General features: G+C 60.4%; 19 protein-coding genes. 13 read left to right on the top strand and 6 right to left on the bottom strand.

Annotation, left to right across the window (positions count from 1 at the left end):
* The first annotated feature begins 23 nt into the window (after window positions 1-23).
* From QZ190_RS06850 to QZ190_RS06805, 10 genes are all read left to right on the top strand, one after another.
* Window positions 24-1,259, top strand: a complete 1,236-nt coding sequence (locus QZ190_RS06850; protein ID WP_291915031.1) for a hypothetical protein — start codon at window positions 24-26, stop codon at window positions 1,257-1,259.
* Window positions 1,243-1,770, top strand: coding sequence for a hypothetical protein (locus QZ190_RS06845; protein ID WP_291915030.1), 528 nt, complete (start codon window positions 1,243-1,245; stop codon window positions 1,768-1,770). The genes QZ190_RS06850 and QZ190_RS06845 overlap by 17 nt, the downstream gene beginning before the upstream one ends.
* 148 nt (window positions 1,771-1,918) lie before the next feature.
* Entirely contained in the window at window positions 1,919-2,929 is a 1,011-nt protein-coding gene (locus QZ190_RS06840) for a sulfate ABC transporter substrate-binding protein (RefSeq protein WP_291915029.1), read from the top strand.
* A gap of 159 nt (window positions 2,930-3,088) precedes the next feature.
* Entirely contained in the window at window positions 3,089-4,081 is a 993-nt protein-coding gene (locus tag QZ190_RS06835) for a sulfate ABC transporter substrate-binding protein (protein WP_291915028.1), read from the top strand.
* A gap of 9 nt (window positions 4,082-4,090) precedes the next feature.
* Window positions 4,091-4,954, top strand: a complete 864-nt coding sequence (cysT, locus tag QZ190_RS06830) for a sulfate ABC transporter permease subunit CysT (RefSeq protein WP_291915027.1) — start codon at window positions 4,091-4,093, stop codon at window positions 4,952-4,954.
* Window positions 4,951-5,838 carry a sulfate ABC transporter permease subunit CysW gene (cysW, locus tag QZ190_RS06825; RefSeq protein WP_291915026.1) on the top strand — a complete coding sequence of 296 codons (888 nt, stop codon included), beginning with the start codon at window positions 4,951-4,953 and terminating at the stop codon, window positions 5,836-5,838. Before cysT ends, cysW begins: the two co-directional genes overlap by 4 nt.
* A 27-nt stretch (window positions 5,839-5,865) precedes the next feature.
* Entirely contained in the window at window positions 5,866-6,960 is a 1,095-nt protein-coding gene (locus tag QZ190_RS06820; RefSeq protein WP_291915025.1) for a sulfate ABC transporter ATP-binding protein, read from the top strand.
* A 6-nt stretch (window positions 6,961-6,966) separates the two neighbouring features.
* Window positions 6,967-7,275: a helix-turn-helix transcriptional regulator gene (locus QZ190_RS06815; protein ID WP_291915024.1), complete on the top strand. Its 309-nt coding sequence runs from the start codon at window positions 6,967-6,969 to the stop codon at window positions 7,273-7,275.
* 66 nt (window positions 7,276-7,341) lie between these two features.
* The gene (locus QZ190_RS06810) at window positions 7,342-8,244 is read left to right on the top strand and encodes a PhaM family polyhydroxyalkanoate granule multifunctional regulatory protein (protein ID WP_291915023.1); all 903 of its coding nucleotides are present in this window, start codon (window positions 7,342-7,344) and stop codon (window positions 8,242-8,244) included.
* Window positions 8,245-8,251: 7 nt separating this feature from the next.
* Window positions 8,252-9,499 (top strand): FIST N-terminal domain-containing protein, encoded by a 1,248-nt coding sequence (locus tag QZ190_RS06805; RefSeq protein ID WP_291915022.1) that lies wholly within the window; start codon window positions 8,252-8,254, stop codon window positions 9,497-9,499.
* A gap of 68 nt (window positions 9,500-9,567) precedes the next feature.
* Here QZ190_RS06805 and tgt read toward each other — a convergent pair whose 3' ends face one another.
* Together tgt and QZ190_RS06795 are read right to left on the bottom strand one after the other, a co-directional pair.
* Window positions 9,568-10,740 carry a tRNA guanosine(34) transglycosylase Tgt gene (gene tgt / locus QZ190_RS06800; RefSeq protein ID WP_291915021.1) on the bottom strand — a complete coding sequence of 391 codons (1,173 nt, stop codon included), beginning with the start codon at window positions 10,738-10,740 and terminating at the stop codon, window positions 9,568-9,570.
* A gap of 62 nt (window positions 10,741-10,802) precedes the next feature.
* On the bottom strand, window positions 10,803-11,750 hold the full coding sequence (locus QZ190_RS06795) for a LysR family transcriptional regulator (RefSeq protein WP_291915020.1): 948 nt from the start codon (window positions 11,748-11,750) through the stop codon (window positions 10,803-10,805).
* 191 nt (window positions 11,751-11,941) lie between these two features.
* Here QZ190_RS06795 and QZ190_RS06790 point away from each other — a divergent pair, with 191 nt between their 5' ends.
* From QZ190_RS06790 to QZ190_RS06780, 3 genes are read left to right on the top strand one after another with little or no spacing between them, the layout of a single operon-like run.
* Window positions 11,942-13,207 (top strand): aromatic ring-hydroxylating dioxygenase subunit alpha, encoded by a 1,266-nt coding sequence (locus QZ190_RS06790; RefSeq protein WP_291915019.1) that lies wholly within the window; start codon window positions 11,942-11,944, stop codon window positions 13,205-13,207.
* 2 nt (window positions 13,208-13,209) lie between these two features.
* Window positions 13,210-13,698 carry a nuclear transport factor 2 family protein gene (locus QZ190_RS06785; protein ID WP_291915018.1) on the top strand — a complete coding sequence of 163 codons (489 nt, stop codon included), beginning with the start codon at window positions 13,210-13,212 and terminating at the stop codon, window positions 13,696-13,698.
* Window positions 13,695-14,009 carry a non-heme iron oxygenase ferredoxin subunit gene (locus QZ190_RS06780; protein ID WP_291915017.1) on the top strand — a complete coding sequence of 105 codons (315 nt, stop codon included), beginning with the start codon at window positions 13,695-13,697 and terminating at the stop codon, window positions 14,007-14,009. The genes QZ190_RS06785 and QZ190_RS06780 overlap by 4 nt, the downstream gene beginning before the upstream one ends.
* Here QZ190_RS06780 and QZ190_RS06775 read toward each other — a convergent pair.
* From QZ190_RS06775 to gyrB, 4 genes are all read right to left on the bottom strand, one after another.
* Window positions 14,006-14,308, bottom strand: a complete 303-nt coding sequence (locus tag QZ190_RS06775; RefSeq protein WP_291915016.1) for a type II toxin-antitoxin system RelE/ParE family toxin — start codon at window positions 14,306-14,308, stop codon at window positions 14,006-14,008. The genes QZ190_RS06780 and QZ190_RS06775 overlap by 4 nt on opposite strands.
* A gap of 3 nt (window positions 14,309-14,311) precedes the next feature.
* A complete protein-coding gene (locus tag QZ190_RS06770) occupies window positions 14,312-14,563 on the bottom strand; it encodes a type II toxin-antitoxin system Phd/YefM family antitoxin (RefSeq protein WP_291915015.1) in 252 nt (83 codons plus the stop codon).
* A 36-nt stretch (window positions 14,564-14,599) separates the two neighbouring features.
* Window positions 14,600-15,685, bottom strand: coding sequence for a tRNA preQ1(34) S-adenosylmethionine ribosyltransferase-isomerase QueA (gene queA / locus QZ190_RS06765; RefSeq protein ID WP_291915014.1), 1,086 nt, complete (start codon window positions 15,683-15,685; stop codon window positions 14,600-14,602).
* A 127-nt stretch (window positions 15,686-15,812) separates the two neighbouring features.
* Window positions 15,813-18,416, bottom strand: coding sequence for a DNA topoisomerase (ATP-hydrolyzing) subunit B (gyrB, locus tag QZ190_RS06760; protein ID WP_291915013.1), 2,604 nt, complete (start codon window positions 18,414-18,416; stop codon window positions 15,813-15,815).
* Window positions 18,417-18,418: the final 2 nt, after the last annotated feature.

Genomic DNA, 18,418 nt, shown 5'->3' with positions numbered 1-18,418 from the left:
TCCCGACTTTGTGAGAGAAGCCCATGAACTTATTGAACCGTTGGTGTGCCGTGTTGGGCCTGGTGATGGCCGGGCTGTGTGTGGTGCCGCAGGCTGGGGCGCAAAACGCTGTCAAAGAAGTCAGCCAACCTGCTGCGACTTCACAGCACCGCCACCAGCGCCCGCAACTGGCCACAGGCGCAGCCATCGCACCCGATGGCCGTTTGTGGGTGGTGGGTTTGAATGCGCAGGCGCAACTTTTTGTGCAAAGCACGCCTTTGGGCGGCGCTGTGCAGTGGAGCGATGCACGCATCTTGAACACCGGCGCTGACCCGATTGCGGCCGATGGCGAAAGCCGCCCAAAAATAGTATTTGGCCCCCAAGGCTGGGCGGTGATCAGCTACACCATGCCGTTGGCCAAGCCATACACAGGTTTCATCCGCATGCTGCGCAGCAGCAATGATGGTCAAACGTTCAGTGCGCCCTTCACGGTGCACCAGGATCGGCAAGAGATCACCCACCGCTTTGATTCGGTGGCCTTTGATGCGCAAGGTGTGCTGCACACGCTGTGGGTGGACAAGCGTGATCAGCCACCCAAAGGCTCGGCGCAAAAATACGCCGGTGCCGCGATTTACCGCAACGAGTCCAAGGACGGCGGCCAGACCTTTGGCCCCGACACCAAGCTGGCCGACCACTCGTGCGAGTGCTGCCGCATTGGCCTGGCCCGCAACCCGCAAGGCCAGTTGCAAGCTACCTGGCGGCATGTGTTTGAGGGCAGCACGCGCGACCATGCTTTTGCCAGCGTGGGTGCCCAGGCCAACCGCATCACCCGCAGCACACACGACGACTGGCAGATCAACGCTTGCCCGCACCATGGTCCTGGATTGGCGCTCAATGCAGGCTCGTCGGGTTACCACACCGTCTGGTTTGGCATCCGCAAAGTGAATGGCCAAGACCAAGCTGCTGTGCGCTATGCCAGGCTGAATGCGCAAGGCGAGCCCTTGCCCGAGACCCTGCGTGTCTTGCCCGACGCGCGTGCCGAGCATGCCGATGTGCTGGCCGATGGCCAAAACGTGGCGGTGATCTGGCGCAGCAGCAAAGGGGCGGTGACCTCTCTCAAAGCCTGGCTGTCGACCGATGGCGGGCAAAACTTCACGCTCAAAACCCTGGGCCAAGCCACGGGCTACAACGACCACCCCCGCTTGGCGCAAAGCGGCGCACGCATGGTGGTGGTGTGGCGCAACACACAGGAGACACAAGTCCATGAACTCCGCTTTTAAATCCACGGCACTCGTCATTTGTACCGCTGCCCTTGGCTTGAGTGCCTCGGCGGTTTGGGCACAAGCACACCAGCACGCACATCCCCAAGGTCATGCCAAGGCGACCACTCAGCGCGTGGTCCTGCCATTCGACGAAACAACCTGGGCGCATGCCTTGCAAAACGGGCCACGCCCTGCGGCTTATTTGTTCACCACCTCGTATTGCAGCACCTGTCCAGCCGCGTTTGCGGTGTTGCACAAGGCCGTGCAGCGGCACAAAGACAAGCCTGAACTCAATGCCGTCATGATCGACGTGACGGGCCCACAAGCTTTGCGTCACGCTGCGCATTTCAAAGGCATGACCCACATGTACGCGTTTGATGGCTTCGAGCCTGCCATTCGTCAAGCGGTCGATCCGGCTTGGCCCAACGTCACGCCTTACGTGGTTCTGGTGGACGCCAAAGGCCAGACCCAAAGGGTGATTGGGCCGCCAACGCCTGTGATGCTCAAGCGGTGGTTGGCACCTGCTTGAATGCATCAACAGGTCGCTCGTGAAAATCAGCGCCAGTGAATAGATTTTTTGCGCATGTACAAATAGGAAAACAGTCGTTTGTTTTTTGTGGTCGGGCTTTCAGAATTCATCTCATCAGATTTTTGATGTGTATTTCTGGAGTGATCCCATGCAAAACAAACGCCCTTTCCTCAAACTCGCTGCATTTCTCGCGCTGACTTTTTCAGGTTTGGCAGTGCAGGCCCAAGCCTCCGTGAGCTTGCTCAACGTGTCTTACGACCCGACCCGCGAGCTGTACGCCGAATTCAACCAGGCCTTTGCCAAACACTGGAAGACCCAAACCGGCCAAGACGTGACCATCAAGCAGTCGCACGGCGGCTCAGGCAAACAGGCCCGCTCGGTGATCGACGGGCTGGACGCCGATGTGGCCACCTTGGCGTTGGCCGGTGACACCGACGCGCTGCACAAAAACGGCAAGCTGATTCCGAAAGACTGGCAAAAGCGCCTGCCGCACAACAGCTCGCCCTACACCTCCACCATCGTGTTGGTGGTGCGACAAGGCAACCCCAAAGGTATCAAAGATTGGGATGATTTGGTCAAACCCGGCATCAGCGTGATCACGCCCAACCCCAAAACATCGGGCGGGGCCCGTTGGAACTATTTGGCCGCGTGGGAATTTGCCAAACGCCAATACGGCAGTGAAGCCAGGGCCAAAGATTTTGTGGCGGCCTTGTACAAAAACGTGCCCGTGCTCGACACCGGGGCCCGGGGCTCGTCCATCACCTTTGCCCAGCGTGCGCAGGGCGACGTGTTGATCAGCTGGGAAAACGAAGCGTATTTGCTGGAAAAAGAATTCGGCAACAAGGTCGATTTCGTTTACCCCTCGCTGTCTATCCTGGCCGAGCCAGCGGTCACCGTGGTCGATAAAAACGTGGACAAAAAAGGCACCCGCAAAGTGGCCGAGGCCTATTTGCAGTTCTTGTACAGCGATGAAGCGCAAGACCTGATCGGCAAGCATTTCTATCGCCCCATTTCACCCAAAGCCCAAGCCAAGTACGCCAAGCAGCTGCCCAAGATCAAGCTCTTCAAAATCGAAGAAGCCTTTGGCAGTTGGGAGCAAGCCGCTAAAACCCACTTTGCCGATGGCGCTTTCTTTGACCAGATTTACACCGCCAAGTGAGGCATCGGCTTTAGCTGTGAATTGGCATAAGCAAACAACAAATGAGTTGTTTGAGATGGAAGCGTCTGCTTTCACAATCGCCGCCATGGCTTGCTATGGGTCCTTCACTGCGACGGGCAGATAGCAAGCAACCGCACCCATTCTTCCTTCTGATTCACCATGAAAAAACACACCCACATTGCATTGGCCATCACGCTGGCCTTGTCAGGCTTGGCGGCCAACGCCCAGACCTTGCTCAACGCTTCCTACGACGTGGCGCGTGAGTTCTACAAGGACTACAACACCGCCTTTGCGGCGCATTACAAAAAGACCACCGGCAAGGACGTGAAAATCGATCAGGCCCATGGCGGCTCCAGCGCCCAAGCGCGCGCAGTCAATGACGGTCTGGACGCCGATGTGGTGACCATGAACACCACCACCGATGTGGACTTTTTGGCCAGCACCGGCATCGTCGGCAAAGACTGGAACAAGCGCTTCCCACACAATGCCTCGCCCACCACCTCGACCATGTTGTTCCTCACCCGCAACGGCAATCCCAAGGGCATCAAGGATTGGGACGACCTGGTCAAACCCGGCATCAAGGTGATCGTGGTCAACCCCAAGACCGGTGGCAATGGCCGCATGGCTTACCTGGCCGCTTGGGGCTATGTGAAGAAGAAGGGCGGCTCGGACGCCGATGCGGCCGAGTTCGTGAGCAAGCTCTACAAAAACGTGCCGGTGCTGGCCAAAGGTGGGCGCGATGCGACCACCATCTTCTTGCAACGCAACATTGGCGATGTGCTGATCACGTTTGAATCGGAAGTGGTGTCGGTGGACCGCGAATTTGGCGTGGGCAAGGTCGATGCCATCCACCCGTCCATCAGCATCGTGGCCGAAAACCCGGTGGCGGTGGTCGAGCGCACGGTGACCAAGAAAGGCACGGGCCAGTTGGCCAAAGCTTATTTGGACTATTTGTACTCTGAAGAAGCCCAAGAGATCGCGGCCAAACACGCATTGCGTCCACGCTCGGCCACGGTGCTGAAAAAGCACGCCGCCACCTTCAAGCCTTTGCAGTTGTTCACCGTGAACGAGGTGTTTGGCTCTTTTGCTGAGGCGCAAAAACTGCACTTCAACGATGGCGGTCAGTTCGACAAAATTTACACCGTCAAATAAGTTCTCTCCATGACCGCATTGCCCATTGCGGCGCCCGCCCCACGGCGGACGCCAGCCAGGGTGTTGCCCGGATTCAACCTGACCCTGGGCTTCACCGTCTTTTACCTGAGTCTGATCGTGCTGATTCCGCTGTCTGCACTGGTCTTCAAAACCTTCACCCTCACCTGGGAGCAGTTCTGGGCCGCCGTTACCGGGCCGCGTGTTCTGGCGTCGTACCGATTGACCTTTGGCGCTTCTTTTATAGCCGCGCTGGTCAATGTTTTCTTTGGTCTGTTGATCGCTTGGGTGCTGGTGCGCTACGATTTTTTTGGCAAAAAAATTGTGGACGCTTTGGTGGATTTGCCCTTCGCCTTGCCCACAGCGGTGGCGGGCATTTCGCTCACGGCGCTGCTCGCAGGCAACGGCTGGATTGGCCAATACCTGGAGCCGCTGGGGATTCAACTGGCGTTCAACCCCAATGGGGTGGTGATCGCACTCATCTTCATCGGTTTGCCTTTTGTGGTGCGCACCGTGCAGCCGGTGCTGGAAGACACTGAAAAAGAACTCGAAGAAGCGGCCACCTGCTTGGGGGCGACACGCTGGCAGACCTTCAGCCGGGTCATTTTTCCGACCATCGCCCCCGCTTTGCTCACGGGCTTTGCCATGGCGTTCGCGCGTGCGATTGGTGAATACGGCTCGGTCATCTTCATCGCGGGCAACATGCCCATGGTGTCCGAGATCACGCCGCTCATCATCATCGGCAAGTTGGAGCAATACGACTACGCGGGCGCCACCGCCGTGGCCCTGGTCATGTTGGTGTTCTCCTTCATCTTGTTGCTGATTATCAACGCTTTGCAAACCTGGCAACGCCGCCGCTCGGGAGCTTCCTCATGAGTCAGACACTCACCGCCAGCAAGGTGCAGGCGGGCACCACCGAAGCCCGCTGGATACGCCGAAGCCTGATTGGCTTGGCGCTGACCTTCATGTTTTTGTTTTTGGTCTTGCCACTGGCCGCCGTGTTCACCGAAGCCTTGCGCAAGGGGCTGGACGCGTATCTGGAAGCGCTGAAAGAGCCGGACGCCTGGTCGGCGATTCGGCTGACCTTGATCACCGCTGCAGTGGCCGTGCCGCTGAACTTGGTGTTTGGCGTGGCAGCGGCCTGGGCCATTGCCAAATACGAATTCAAGGGCAAGTCGCTTTTAACCACACTGGTGGACTTACCGTTTTCTGTTTCGCCCGTGGTGGCGGGTTTGATCTATGTGCTGATGTTTGGCGCACAGGGTTGGTTTGGCCCCTGGCTTCAGGCACACGACATCAAGATCGTGTTTGCGGTGCCCGGCATCATTTTGGCCACGGTGTTTGTCACCTTCCCCTTCATTGCGCGCGAGTTGATTCCGCTCATGCAGGCTCAGGGCAACGACGAAGAGCAAGCGGCCATTGTGTTGGGGGCTACGGGCTGGCAAACCTTTTGGCGCGTGACGCTGCCCAACATCAAATGGGGGCTGCTGTACGGCGTGATCTTGTGCAATGCGCGGGCCATGGGCGAGTTCGGCGCGGTGTCGGTGGTGTCGGGTCATATCCGGGGGCAGACCAACACCATGCCCTTGCATGTTGAGATTCTCTACAACGAATACCAGTCGGTGGCCGCGTTTGCCGTGGCGTCTTTGCTGGCCTTGCTGGCGCTGGTTACCCTGGCCATCAAGTCCTTCATCGAGTGGCGGCACGAGCAAGAACTCAAGGCTTCGGCCAACACCCCGCCCGAGCAGCCAGTCCATTGACTTCACCTTTAGATTTTGGTTTGAAACATGAGCATCGAAATCCGTAACGTCAACAAGCAGTTTGGCGACTTCACTGCGCTGAACAATGTCAGCCTCGACATCGACTCGGGCGAACTGGTCGCGCTGCTGGGCCCATCGGGCTGCGGCAAGACCACGCTGCTGCGCATCATCGCGGGCCTGGAAACGGCCGACAGCGGCACCATCGCCTTCAGTGGTGCCGACACGACGCATGTGCATGTGCGTGAGCGCCAAGTGGGTTTTGTGTTCCAGCATTACGCCTTGTTCCGCCACATGACGGTGTTCGAGAACGTCGCCTTTGGCCTGCGCGTCAAGCCCCGAAACCAGCGCCCCAGCGAGGCTGAAATCAAGCGCAAGGTGCACGATCTTTTGGGCTTGGTGCAGCTCGATTGGCTGGCTGACCGTTACCCCTCGCAGTTGTCGGGTGGGCAGCGCCAGCGGATTGCGCTGGCCCGTGCGTTGGCGGTGGAGCCCAAGGTGCTGCTGCTCGACGAGCCCTTTGGCGCGCTGGACGCCAAAGTGCGCAAAGAGCTGCGCCGCTGGTTGCGCCGCCTGCACGACGAGTTGCATGTGACCAGCATCTTTGTCACGCACGACCAGGAAGAAGCCCTGGAAGTGGCCGACCGCGTGGTGCTGATGAACAAGGGCAACATCGAGCAGATCGGCTCGCCCCAACAGGTGTGGGACCACCCGGCCAGCCCTTTTGTGTATGGTTTTTTGGGCGATGTGAATTTGTTCCATGGCCGCGCCCACGAAGGCGAGATGCTGATCGGTGCGGACCAGCACGCCATCCGCCTGCAAAGCCCGGAGCACGGCCAGGTGCAAGACGCCAAGGCCTTTGCCTATGTGCGCCCACACGATCTGGATGTGGCGCGTTACACGCCGGGCTCTGCGCACACCGGTATCGTGGCCAAGCTCAGCCGCGCCATTGTGGTGGGGCCCGTGGCGCGTTTGGAGTTGGACCCCGTGGAAGCGGGCCTGTTTGGCAAAGACGCGGTCATCGAGGCGCAACTCTCGGCCTCTCAGTACCGCCAACAAGACTTCAAGGAAGGCGAGACTTTGGTGTTGACGCCGCGCAAGGCGCGGGTGTTTGTGGAAGCTTGAGCGGCCATGACAACGCAAGACGAAGGAGACCTGGAGAAGGTTCTGAAGGACGCAGCCGAGCTTTTTGGGCTGTTGTCTGCCCCCATGCGCTTGCACATCATCAGTGCGCTTTGCCATGGTGAAAAGAACGTGGGGCAATTGATCGAGGCGGTGAAAACGACGCAGCCGAACATGTCGCAGCACCTGAACCTGTTGTATCGCAAAGGCATTTTGAGCAAGCGGCGAAAGGGTGTGCAAATTTACTATGCGATTGCAGACGACCAAATCGTGCATATTTGCCAGACGATGTGCGATCGGGTGAAGCATCGGCGTTAAAAGGCGGTCGGCTGATCTGAAAGCGTCTTCAGGTAAGCTTTGCAGACCAATTTTCAAGGAACTGCCATGAGCGACCCTTCCGCCTTCGGCTTTGGCCAATTTGTGCCGGGCTTTGACTTTTTACAAAACCTGTCCAAAACCGCTTCACAAGCTCAGCCTGCTGCGGCCCCTGGCATGTCTGGCATGCCCGGCATGGCCAGCTGGGTAGCCCCCACGCTGAACATCGAAGACATCGACAAACGCATTCAGGAGTTGAAGTCGGTGCTGTTCTGGCTGGAGCAAAACACCACAGCACTCAAGGCCACCATCCAGGCCATGGAAGTGCAAAAAATGACCTTGACCACGCTGCAAAGCATGAACGTGAACATGGCCGATTTGGCCAAGGCGTTCACGGCCAAGCCCCCGGTGGCCGAGCCTGCTGCGGCGGCTGCCGAGGCCGCGCCTGCCCCGGGTTCAACTGCAGGTTCTGCGCCAGCGCCCCGTCCTTCGCTGTTCACCCCCAAAGCAGTGCCACAGGCGCAGCCTGATCCCGAAGTTCAAGTCGCCACGGCAACGCCTGCCGAAGCCGCTGAGCCCGCCCCGGCTTCGGCCCCCTCAGATTCAACGGCCACGGAAGCGGGCAAACCGGCCGTGGACCCGATGCAGTGGTGGGGTGCTTTGACCCAGCAGTTCCAAGGCATTGCGGCGGCCGCTTTGAAGGACGTGGCGGGTGAAGCCATGAAGGCCGGCATGGCCGCCAAGACGGCCAGCAAAGCCGCTGCCAAGGTGAAGGCTCCGACTGCCCGTAAAGCGGCAACGGGCTCAAAAGGTCAAGCTGCTGCGATCCCAAGCCGGGGCAAGTCTGCGGCCCAGGCCACGGCGACCCAAAGAAAAACAGCACGCGCTGCGCCTGTCAAAGCCACCCGTCAAGCCACCCAGCCCGCAGCCAAATCCACCACGGCCGCGCCGCGCAAAGCCCCTAAGAAGTAAGTCGCCCATGAAGTTGTTTCCTTGTGGCCACGCCACCCATCCGCAGTGGCGCATGGCCGCTGGCCTGGTGCTGGCGCAGCTGCGCGCCCAGATGGGTTTGCCCGATTACGCCAGCCAACCCCGTTTGGGCTTGCTCTACATCACCGACCATTACGCGGCCGATGCGCAGGCCTTGCTCGACCACTTGCGTCAGGCGCTGCCCGAGGTGCCCGACTGGGCGGGCACAGTGGGCATTGGTGTGGCGGTGAACAACGCGGAGTACTTTGACGAACCCGCCATGGCGCTCATGCTGTGCGACCTGACGCCCGAGCAGTACCGCGTGTTTTCGGGGGTGTCACCGCTGCCTGCGGGTTGGGCCGATGCGGCCTTGGTGCACGCGGACCCACACACGCCCGACCTGGCAGAGCTGATCAAAGAGATGGCCGAGCGCACCCAGCAAGGCTATTTGTTTGGCGGTCTGAGCGCCAGCCGCACGCGCAGCGTGCAGTTTGCGGTGCGGGCCGAAGACGCGGTAGGGGCACAAGCCCACGGCGGTGTGTTCGAAGGCGGCTTGAGTGGCGTGGCGTTTTCGCCTGATGTGGCCTTGCTGTCGCGCGTGACACAAGGCTGTCAACCGGTGGCCCCCGAGCGCGAGATCACCGAAGCAGAAGGCCATGTGGTGCTCAAGTTGGCGGGCGAGGCCGCGCTGGATGTGATGTTGGCCGATCTGGACATCAGCCTGAGTGAGCCGCAAAAAGCCATTGCGGTGGTGCGCTCCACCCTGGTCGGTCTGAGCGCACCCGGGCAGTCCGGTGTGGGCCGTGCGGGCAATCTGGGCAACGATGTGCGGGTGCGCCACATCATTGGCCTGGACCCCTTGCGCCAAGGCGTGGCCATTGCCGAACACCTGGAGCCGGGCATGCGCTTGACGTTTTGCCGCCGCGACGTACAAGCGGCCCGTGCCGACCTGGTGCGCGTGTGCGCCGAAATCCGCGAAGCGCTGGAGCCCGATATGCTGTCCATCGAGGCGATCAATGCCCTGAGCGACGACCCGGTGCCGACCTTGCCCCAGGCAGGCCAGCGCATCGCGGGCGCGGTGTATGTGAGCTGCACCGGACGCGGCGGTCCGCACTTTGGCGGCCCGAGTGCCGAGATGCAGATTATTCGGCATGCCTTGGGCGATGTGCCCTTGGTGGGCTTTTTTGCAGCTGGAGAAATTGCCCGCAACCAGTTGTACGGTTACACCGGGGTGTTGACGGTGTTCACGACCGACTGAGGCGCCAAGAGGTTGAAACATCCTTGCAAAAATGGAGGCTCATTCCATGATTTGCAAGGATAAATACCTCAAACCCCGCGGGCCCGATCCGTCTTGAACTGCGCCCGGAACGCAGAGAACTGGCCTGCGTCCAGCGATTCGCGCACCTCGCGCATCAGGTTCAGGTAGTAGTGCAGGTTGTGGATGGTGGTCAGCATGGGGCCGAGCATTTCGCCGCAGCGGTCCAGGTGGTGCATGTAGGCGCGGCTGAAACCGTCTCGGCCGCCTTGGTCCCACGACACGCCAGATGTTCCCGCGCAGGCATGGCAGGTGCAACTGGTGTCGAGCGGTTGCGGGTCGTTTTTGTGGCGGGCGTTGCGAAGCTTCAGGTCGCCAAAGCGGGTGAACACCGTGCCATTGCGGGCATTGCGGGTGGGCATCACGCAGTCGAACATGTCCACGCCATCGGCTACGCCCTGCACCAGGTCTTCGGGCGTGCCCACGCCCATCAGGTAGCGCGGCTTGTTCGCGGGCAGGCGGTGGGGCGTGTGCGCCATGATCTGCAGCATCAGGTCTTTGGGCTCGCCCACGCTCACACCGCCGACCGCGTAGCCCGGGAAGTCCATCTCCACCAGCGCTTCCAGCGATTCCTGGCGCAGGTTTTCAAACATGCCGCCTTGCACGATGCCAAACAGCGCGTTGGGGTTTTCCAGGCGGGCGAATTCATCTTTTGAGCGAACAGCCCAGCGGCGGCTCATCTCCATCGACTTGCGCGCTTCGGCCTCGGTCGTCAGGTGGCCCTTGGTCTCGTAAGGCGTGCACTCATCGAGCTGCATCACGATGTCCGAGTTCAGGATGGTCTGGATCTGCATGCTCACTTCGGGCGACATGAACAGCTTGTCGCCGTTCACAGGGCTGGCAAAGGTCACGCCTTCTTCAGTGATCTTGCGCATGTCGCCCAGCGACCAGACCTGAAACCCACCCGAGTCGGTCAGGATGGGCTTGTCCCATTTCTCAAACTGGTGCAGGCCGCCAAAGCCCTTCATGATGTCCAGACCCGGGCGCATCCACAGGTGAAAGGTGTTGCCCAAAATGATCTGCGCGCCCATCTCGTGCAGGCTGCGCGGCATCACGCCTTTGACGGTGCCGTAGGTTCCGACGGGCATGAAGATGGGCGTTTGCACCACACCATGGTTCAGCGTCAATGTGCCGCGACGGGCGTGGCTGGAGGGGTCGGTTTTGAGGAGGTCGAATTGGAGCATGTAAGGCCTAAAGCTGAGGCCTGAATTGTAGGAGCACACCCTCTGAGCGGTTCTCCAAAAATTCAGGCCATTTGTTCTGCGCTGGCTTTGCTGCCATCACCAAACCATTGCGCGACCAACTCGCGCAGCCATTGGTGTCCCGGGTCTTTGTGTAATCGGGCATGCCAGAACTGGTGGATCACGCTGCCGTCCACAGCCAAAGGCAGGGTACGGGTGCTGAGGGCAAAGGGGCGTGTGACGCGTTGAGCGAAGCGCTCGGGCACCGTGGCGATCAAGTCCGAGTGCCCCAGCACATCGCCCAGCGCCACGTAGTTCGGCACCGTCAGGCGAATGCGCCGCTGCAAGCCCTGGCGCTCCAGCGCTTCGCTGATGGCCTCGTCGATTCGCCCATGGCCCGTGCCTGCGGCGATCACCCGCACATGGCTGGCGGCGGCGAAGTCGGGCAGGGGCAAGGTGTCTGCATTGGCCAGTGGGTGACCTTCTCGCATCAGGCACACATAGGGCTGGCGAAACAGCGCTTGCTGGAAGAAGCCAGCCTGCAACTGCGGCAACAAGCCCAGCGCCAAGTCGGTGCGGCCCGTGGCCATGTCCTCACCCAGGCTGGCGCTGGTCACAGCGACCACGTTCAGCGTGACGCTCGGGGCGCTTTGGGCCAGCGCGTCCATCAACACCGGCAGGAAATACATCTCGCCCACATCGGTCATGGCCAGGGTGAAGCGGCGTTCGCTGGTGGCTGGGTCAAAGGAGGCGCGCACCTGCAGCGCTTGCTGCAGGCCATCGAGCGCCTTGGCCACGGGCTCGGCCAGCTGCAGCGCATAGGGTGTGGGCAACATGCCGCCTTGGGTGCGCAAAAACAGGGGGTCGTCCAGGCTGGTGCGCAAACGGCCCAAGGCGCTGCTGACGGCGGGCTGGCTCATGCCGAGCACTGTGGCCACCGCCGACACACGCTTCTCGCGCAGCAGGTGGTGAAACACCAGCAGCAGGTTCAGGTCGAGGCGGGCAAGGTCCATGCGTCTTTGTTATTTTAAATTCAAATAGTTATTATCTTTGAAATTCGATTTACGGAATTCGAAGGGTTGAGCATGATGCCCGTCAAGTCTTGTAGGTCGGTGGCTTTAGCCCCGACATTGACGTCTTCCGAAAACGCCAGCGTCGGACCTGAAGGTCCGAACTACAAAACCCCAAACAGAAAGAGACCTGCATGAACGAACACCCCATCCACTGGGAAACGCCTGGCACCAGCCGTGTCCCGTTTGCCGTCTACACCGACGAGGCGCTGCACAAAAAGGAGCTGGAGCGCTTCTTCTACAAAAGTCACTGGAGTTATGTGGGCCTGGAGGCTGAGGTTCCGAATCCCGGCGACTTCAAGCGCACCGTGGTGGGCGAGCGCTCGGTCATCATGACGCGTGCCATCGACGGACAGATCCATGTGGTCGAGAACGTCTGCGCCCACCGGGGCATGCAGTTTTGCCGCGAACGCCACGGCAACAAGAAAGAGTTTGTCTGCCCTTACCACCAGTGGAGCTACACCCTCAAGGGCGACTTGCAAGGCGTGCCGTTTCGGCGTGGCGTGCGGCAAGACGGCAAGGTCAACGGTGGCATGCCCGCTGACTTTGACCCCAAAGACCATGGACTCACGGCCCTGAAAGTCGCCACCCGTGGCGGCGTGGTGTTCGCGTCGTTTGACCCTGCTGTGGAGTCGCTCGAAGACTTCATGGGTCCGACCATCTTGAAGTACTTTGACCGCCTGTTCAACGGCCGCAAGTTGGTGGTGCTGGGCTACAACCGCCAGCGCATTCCGGGCAACTGGAAGCTGATGCAAGAGAACATCAAAGACCCCTACCACCCCGGCTTGCTGCACACCTGGTTTGTGACCTTTGGCCTTTGGCGAGCCGACAACAAGAGCGAGCTGCGCATGGACGCGCACCACCGCCATGCCGCCATGATCTCGACCCGGGGCAGCGCGGGCCAGGCCACGGGGCAGGCGTCGCAAGTCACACAAGTGAGCAGCTTCAAGGAGAGCATGCAGCTGCACGACGCCAGCTTTCTGGACATCGTGCCCGAAGACTGGTGGCAAATGGGAGACCAGATGCCGACGGCGGTGATGATGACGCTGTTTCCCAGCGTGATTTTTCAGCAGCAGGTCAACAGCGTGTCCACCCGCCACATCCAGCCTGACGGGCATGGCGCTTTTGATTTTGTCTGGACACACTTTGGCTTTGAGGACGACACGCCCGAGATGACCGAGCGCCGCCTGCGCCAGTCCAACCTGTTTGGCCCCGCAGGGTTTGTGAGTGCGGACGACGGCGAGGTGATCGAGTTCTCGCAGCAAGCCTTCGAGACCAAACCCGAACACCGCATGCTGGTGGAGCTGGGGGGGCGTGATGTGGGCGAGACGGATCACATGGTGACCGAGACGCTGATCCGGGGCATGTACGAATACTGGCGCAAAGTGATGGAGGCCTAAAGATGAGCACAATCCCCATGGTGAACTTTGAAACCCATATGGCCTTGAGCCGCCTGTACGCCGATTACGCCCTGGCCGTGGACAGTGGCCACTGGGATTTGTGGCCGGAGTTTTTCACCGAGCAGTGCGTGTACAAACTCATTCCGCGAGAAAACCACGAGCGAGGCTTTCCGCTGTGCACCCTGTCGTTCACCAGCAAAGGCATGTTGAAAGACCGCGTCTACGGCATCCAAGAGACGCTGTACCACGACCCGTATTACCAGCGGCATGTGGTGGGCGCGCCGGTGGTGCGGCGCGTTGACTGTGAGCGCATCCATGCCGAGGCCAACTATGCGGTGTTCCGCACCAAACTCGATAAGGCCAGCACCGTGTTCAATGTGGGCCGCTACATCGACACCATCGTGAAGACCCCTGAGGGCCTGAAGTTCGCCGAACGCCTGTGCGTGTACGACAGCGAAATGATTCCCAACGCCATCATTTATCCGATATGACCATGACAAACTGGACCGCCGTGGCCGCCGAGGCCGATTTGTTTGAAGGCGCAGGCATCGCCGTGACGCCAGGGGGCCAAGACATTGCGCTGTTCAGCGTGGAGGGGGAAGTCTTCGCCATCAACAACCTGTGCACTCACGGCAACGCCAAGCTGTGCGACGGCTTTGTCGAAGGCGAGCACGTGGAATGCCCCTTTCACCAGGCGCAGTTCAGCCTGCGCGACGGCTCAGTGGCCTGCGGCCCGGCGACCGAGCCTGCCAAGTCTTGGCCGGTCAAGGTGGAGGGTGGGCGGGTGTTCTTGCAGCTTTAAGGCTTGGAAGCCAGCAGCCGGTCCAAGGTGGATTGGTACACCCTGCTGTTTTCGCGACGATCAACAGCCATGACCATGACGATCAGAACATCGTCCTCAACAGCGTAAACCAGTCGGACGCCTTGCTTGAGCAATTTGATCTTGTAGTAACCCTGCAAGTCCCCATGCAATGCGCCGCCAGGGACGTGAGGGTTTTCTAGGCGTTTTTTTAGAAGTTTGCGCAAAGGATCTTTGACGGAGCCATCCAGTGCCTGCCATTCGGCCAAAGCCTCAGGTAAGAATTTCAAGGCGTAAGCCACCGCTTAAACCGTGTCGATGTCCACCGAAATGGCTTGCGCCTTTTGCTCCAAGCGAGACCTGACCAGATTTTCCAGATCACGGTCTGCCATTTGAGCCAGCATGGCTTCAAACAAAGCCGGCTCGACCATGTAGAACGCGGCCTTGTTGTGGCTGAGTACGGCCACGGGGCGTCGGTTGGCAGAACGCAAAACTGAGGCCGGATTGCGTTTGAACTCAGACATGCTCACCGTCTGTTGGGTCATCAAGGTTTCCATAGCGAAACTCCAAGTGCGCCAAATAAAGAGCTAATTTTAGCGCCGAACCAGCAGCATCGCATCCCCATAGCTGAAAAACCGGTACTGCTGCGCGATCGCGTGGCGGTACAGGCCCATGATGTGTTCGTAACCCGCAAATGCGCTGACCAGCATCATCAAGGTGCTTTTGGGCAGGTGGAAGTTGGTGATCAGGCGGTCGACCACCTGAAACTCAAAACCCGGTGTGATGAAGATTTGTGTGTCGCCAGTGGCCAAGCCTGATTTTGCCCACGACTCCAGCGTGCGCACGGTGGTTGTGCCTACCGCCAGCACTTTGCCACCGCGTGCCTTGCACGCGGCAATCGCTTGCTGCGTGGCTTCGGGCACTTCGTACCATTCGCTGTGCATGGTGTGTTCGGCGATGTTCTCGGTCTTGACTGGCTGGAAAGTGCCCGCTCCCACATGCAGCGTCACGCTCGCGGTGTGCACGCCCCGCGCCGCCAGGGCGGCCAAAACACCTTCGTCAAAATGCAGCGCGGCCGTGGGCGCAGCCACCGCGCCGGGTGCCCGTGCAAACACGGTCTGGTAGCGCTGCGCGTCCTCTTCTGAATCGGTGTGGGTGATCGCGCCCGCAGGGCGCTCAATGTAAGGCGGCAGTGGCACCACGCCGTGCTTTTCCATCAAGGCGTGCGGCTCGTCGCTCAGTTGCAGATGAAACAACTGGCCGTTTTCATCGGGCCAACGGCCCAGCAGCACGGCGTCAAATCCGCCGTTGTGGGCGCCGCCCATCATGAACATCTTGCCGCCGATCAAAGGCTTTTTGCTCACCTTCATGTGCGCCACCACCTGATGGCCAGGCAGCACGCGTTCGATCAGCAATTCAAGTTTGCCGCCCGAGGCCTTCTCGCCAAAGATGCGGGCCTTGACCACCTTGGTGTCGTTGAACACCAGCAGATCGCCCGCTTGGAGCAAGCCGGGCAGTTCATGAAAAATGCGGTCCACCACCGTGGCCGATGAGCCATCGAGCAAGCGCGAGCCGCTGCGCTCGGTGGCGGGGTGCTGCGCAATCAGCTCGGGGGGCAGCTCAAAGTCGAAATCGCTGAGCGTGAAGCTGCGCGTGGGGGTGGGTGAGTCAGATGTCATGGGGCTTCAGGGCCGGACAGGCCCGTACAAAGTGAAAAACAGACGCCACACCTGCCGGTGTGGCGCGAGGGGCACCGCGTCGCGCGATCGCAGGTGCGGTGCGGTGGTTTCGTCAAACCGAGAACGCTCAAATGTCGATGTTGCCCGCCCGAAGCGCGTTGCTCTCGATGAAGTGGCGGCGTGGCTCGACCTCGTCGCCCATGAGCATGGTGAACACGCGGTCGGCTTCGATGGCGTCGTCGATCTGCACGCGCAGCAGGCGGCGCACGGTGGGGTCCATGGTGGTTTCCCACAGCTGGGCGGGGTTCATCTCGCCCAAGCCTTTGTAGCGCTGGCGGCTGGTGGTGCGTTCGGCTTCGCTGATGAGCCAATGCATGGCCTGGCGGAAGTCGCCCACTTTTTCTTCTTTCTGGCGCTCGCCTTCACCGCGAATGGCTTTGGCACCCTCGCTGAGCAAACCACGGAAGGTGTCGGCGGCTTCGGCCAGAGCGCCGTAGTCCGCGCCGTGCACAAAGTCTTGCGTGATGATGCTGCTCTTGATGTTGCCGTGGTGGCGGCGGCTGATGCGCAGAATCGGTTTGTCGGTGCGCACATCGAACTCAGCGGTCACTTCGGCCGGGATGCCGGTGGTGTTGAGTTCGCGCAATTTGGCTTGCAGCGCGGGGGCGCATGCAGCGGCTTGCTCCATGTTGTCCAGGTTCAGTGACACGCCGTCGGCCATGGCCCGCAGGGCTTCGGCATCCATGAAGTTGGACAAGCGGGCAATGACGTGTTCAGCCACTTGGTGCTTGCGGGCCAGCGCTTCGAGGGTTTCGCCGGTGAGCACTTGGGGTGCAGCGCCGCCGGTGGAGATGCTGGCATCTTTGAGCGCGATGCGCAGCAAGAAGCCGTCGAGCGCCGGGCCGTCTTTGAGGTACAGCTCTTCTTTGCCAGCCTTGACTTTGTAGAGCGGTGGCTGGGCAATGTAGATGTGGCCACGCTCCACCAAGTCGGGCATTTGGCGGTAGAAGAAGGTGAGCAACAAGGTGCGGATGTGCGCGCCGTCCACGTCGGCGTCGGTCATGATGATGATGCGGTGGTAGCGCAGTTTGTCGACGTTGAAGTCGTCGGTGCCGCTCTTGCCGGATTCGGCGCTGGCTTTGCCAATGCCGGTGCCAAGCGCCGTGATGAGCGTGACGATTTCGTTGCTGGTCAGCAGCTTTTCGTAGCGGGCTTTTTCGACGTTCAGGATCTTGCCGCGCAGGGGCAAGATGGCCTGGAATTTACGGTCGCGGCCTTGCTTGGCCGAGCCGCCAGCGGAGTCACCCTCGACGATGTAGATTTCGCACAGGGCCGGGTCTTTTTCCTGGCAGTCGGCCAGTTTGCCGGGCAGGCCCATGCCGTCGAGCACGCCTTTGCGGCGTGTCATTTCGCGGGCTTTGCGGGCGGCTTCGCGGGCGCGGGCGGCTTCGACAATCTTGCCGCAGATGATCTTGGCGTCGTTCGGACGCTCTTCCAAAAAGTCGGTCAGGGCTTTGGCCACGATGTCTTCCACCGGGGCGCGCACTTCACTCGACACCAACTTGTCTTTGGTCTGGCTGGAGAATTTGGGCTCGGGCACTTTCACGCTCAGCACGCAGCACAGGCCTTCGCGCATGTCGTCGCCACTGACTTCGACTTTTTGCTTTTTGGCGATCTCGTTTTTCTCGATGTACTTGGCAATCACGCGGGTCATCGCGGCACGCAGGCCCGTGAGGTGGGTGCCACCGTCACGCTGCGGGATGTTGTTGGTGAAGCACAGCACGCTCTCGTTGTAGCCGTCGTTCCACTGCATGGCCACTTCGACACCGATGCTGGTGCCGGGGATGCCGCCGTAGCTGTCGGCCGGGCGCTCGCCGTTGGCGTGGAAGGCGTTGGGGTGCAACACCTTTTTGTTGGCGTTGATGAAGTCCACAAAGCCTTTGACGCCACCGGCACCCGAGAAGTCGTCTTCTTTGCCGCTGCGCTCGTCTTTGAGGCGAATGCGCACGCCGTTGTTCAGGAAGGACAGTTCACGCAAACGCTTGGCCAAAATTTCGTAATGGAAATCGGTGTTCTGCGTGAAGATTTCCACGTCGGGCAAGAAGTGCACTTCGGTGCCGCGCTTGTCGGTGGCACCCGTCACGCGCATGGGCGAGACTTCGACGCCGTCCACGGTGTCGAGCAAACGGTTTTGCACAAAGCCTTTGGCAAAGTCGATCTGGTGCACTTTGCCTTCGCGGCGCACCGTCAGGCGCAGCCACTTGCTCAACGCGTTGACGCAAGACACGCCCACGCCGTGCAAACCGCCCGAGACCTTGTAGCTGTTTTGGTTGAACTTGCCGCCTGCGTGCAGTTCGGTCAGGGCGATCTCGGAAGCACTGCGCTTGGGCTCGTGCTTGTCGTCCATCTTCACGCCCGTGGGGATGCCGCGGCCGTTGTCGGTCACGGAAATCGAGTTGTCACTGTGGATGGTGACAACGATGTCGTCGCAGTGGCCCGCCAGCGCTTCGTCGATCGAGTTGTCCACGACCTCGAACACCAGGTGGTGCAGACCGGTGCCGTCAGAGGTGTCACCGATGTACATGCCGGGGCGTTTGCGCACCGCCTCCAGGCCTTCCAGAATCTGGATGGAGCCTTCGCCGTAGCCTTCGGATGCGCCCGCCTGGTGGGCGTCGATCTTGGGTTGCGCTGTGGTGAAAGCTTCTTCGCTGGGCTTGATGTCGTCGGTCATGT

Origin of the sequence: Limnohabitans sp. (assembly GCF_017848645.1) — a bacterium.
In the GTDB taxonomy this organism is placed as follows: domain Bacteria; phylum Pseudomonadota; class Gammaproteobacteria; order Burkholderiales; family Burkholderiaceae_C; genus Limnohabitans_A.
This window is presented reverse-complemented; position numbering and strand designations above follow the sequence as displayed.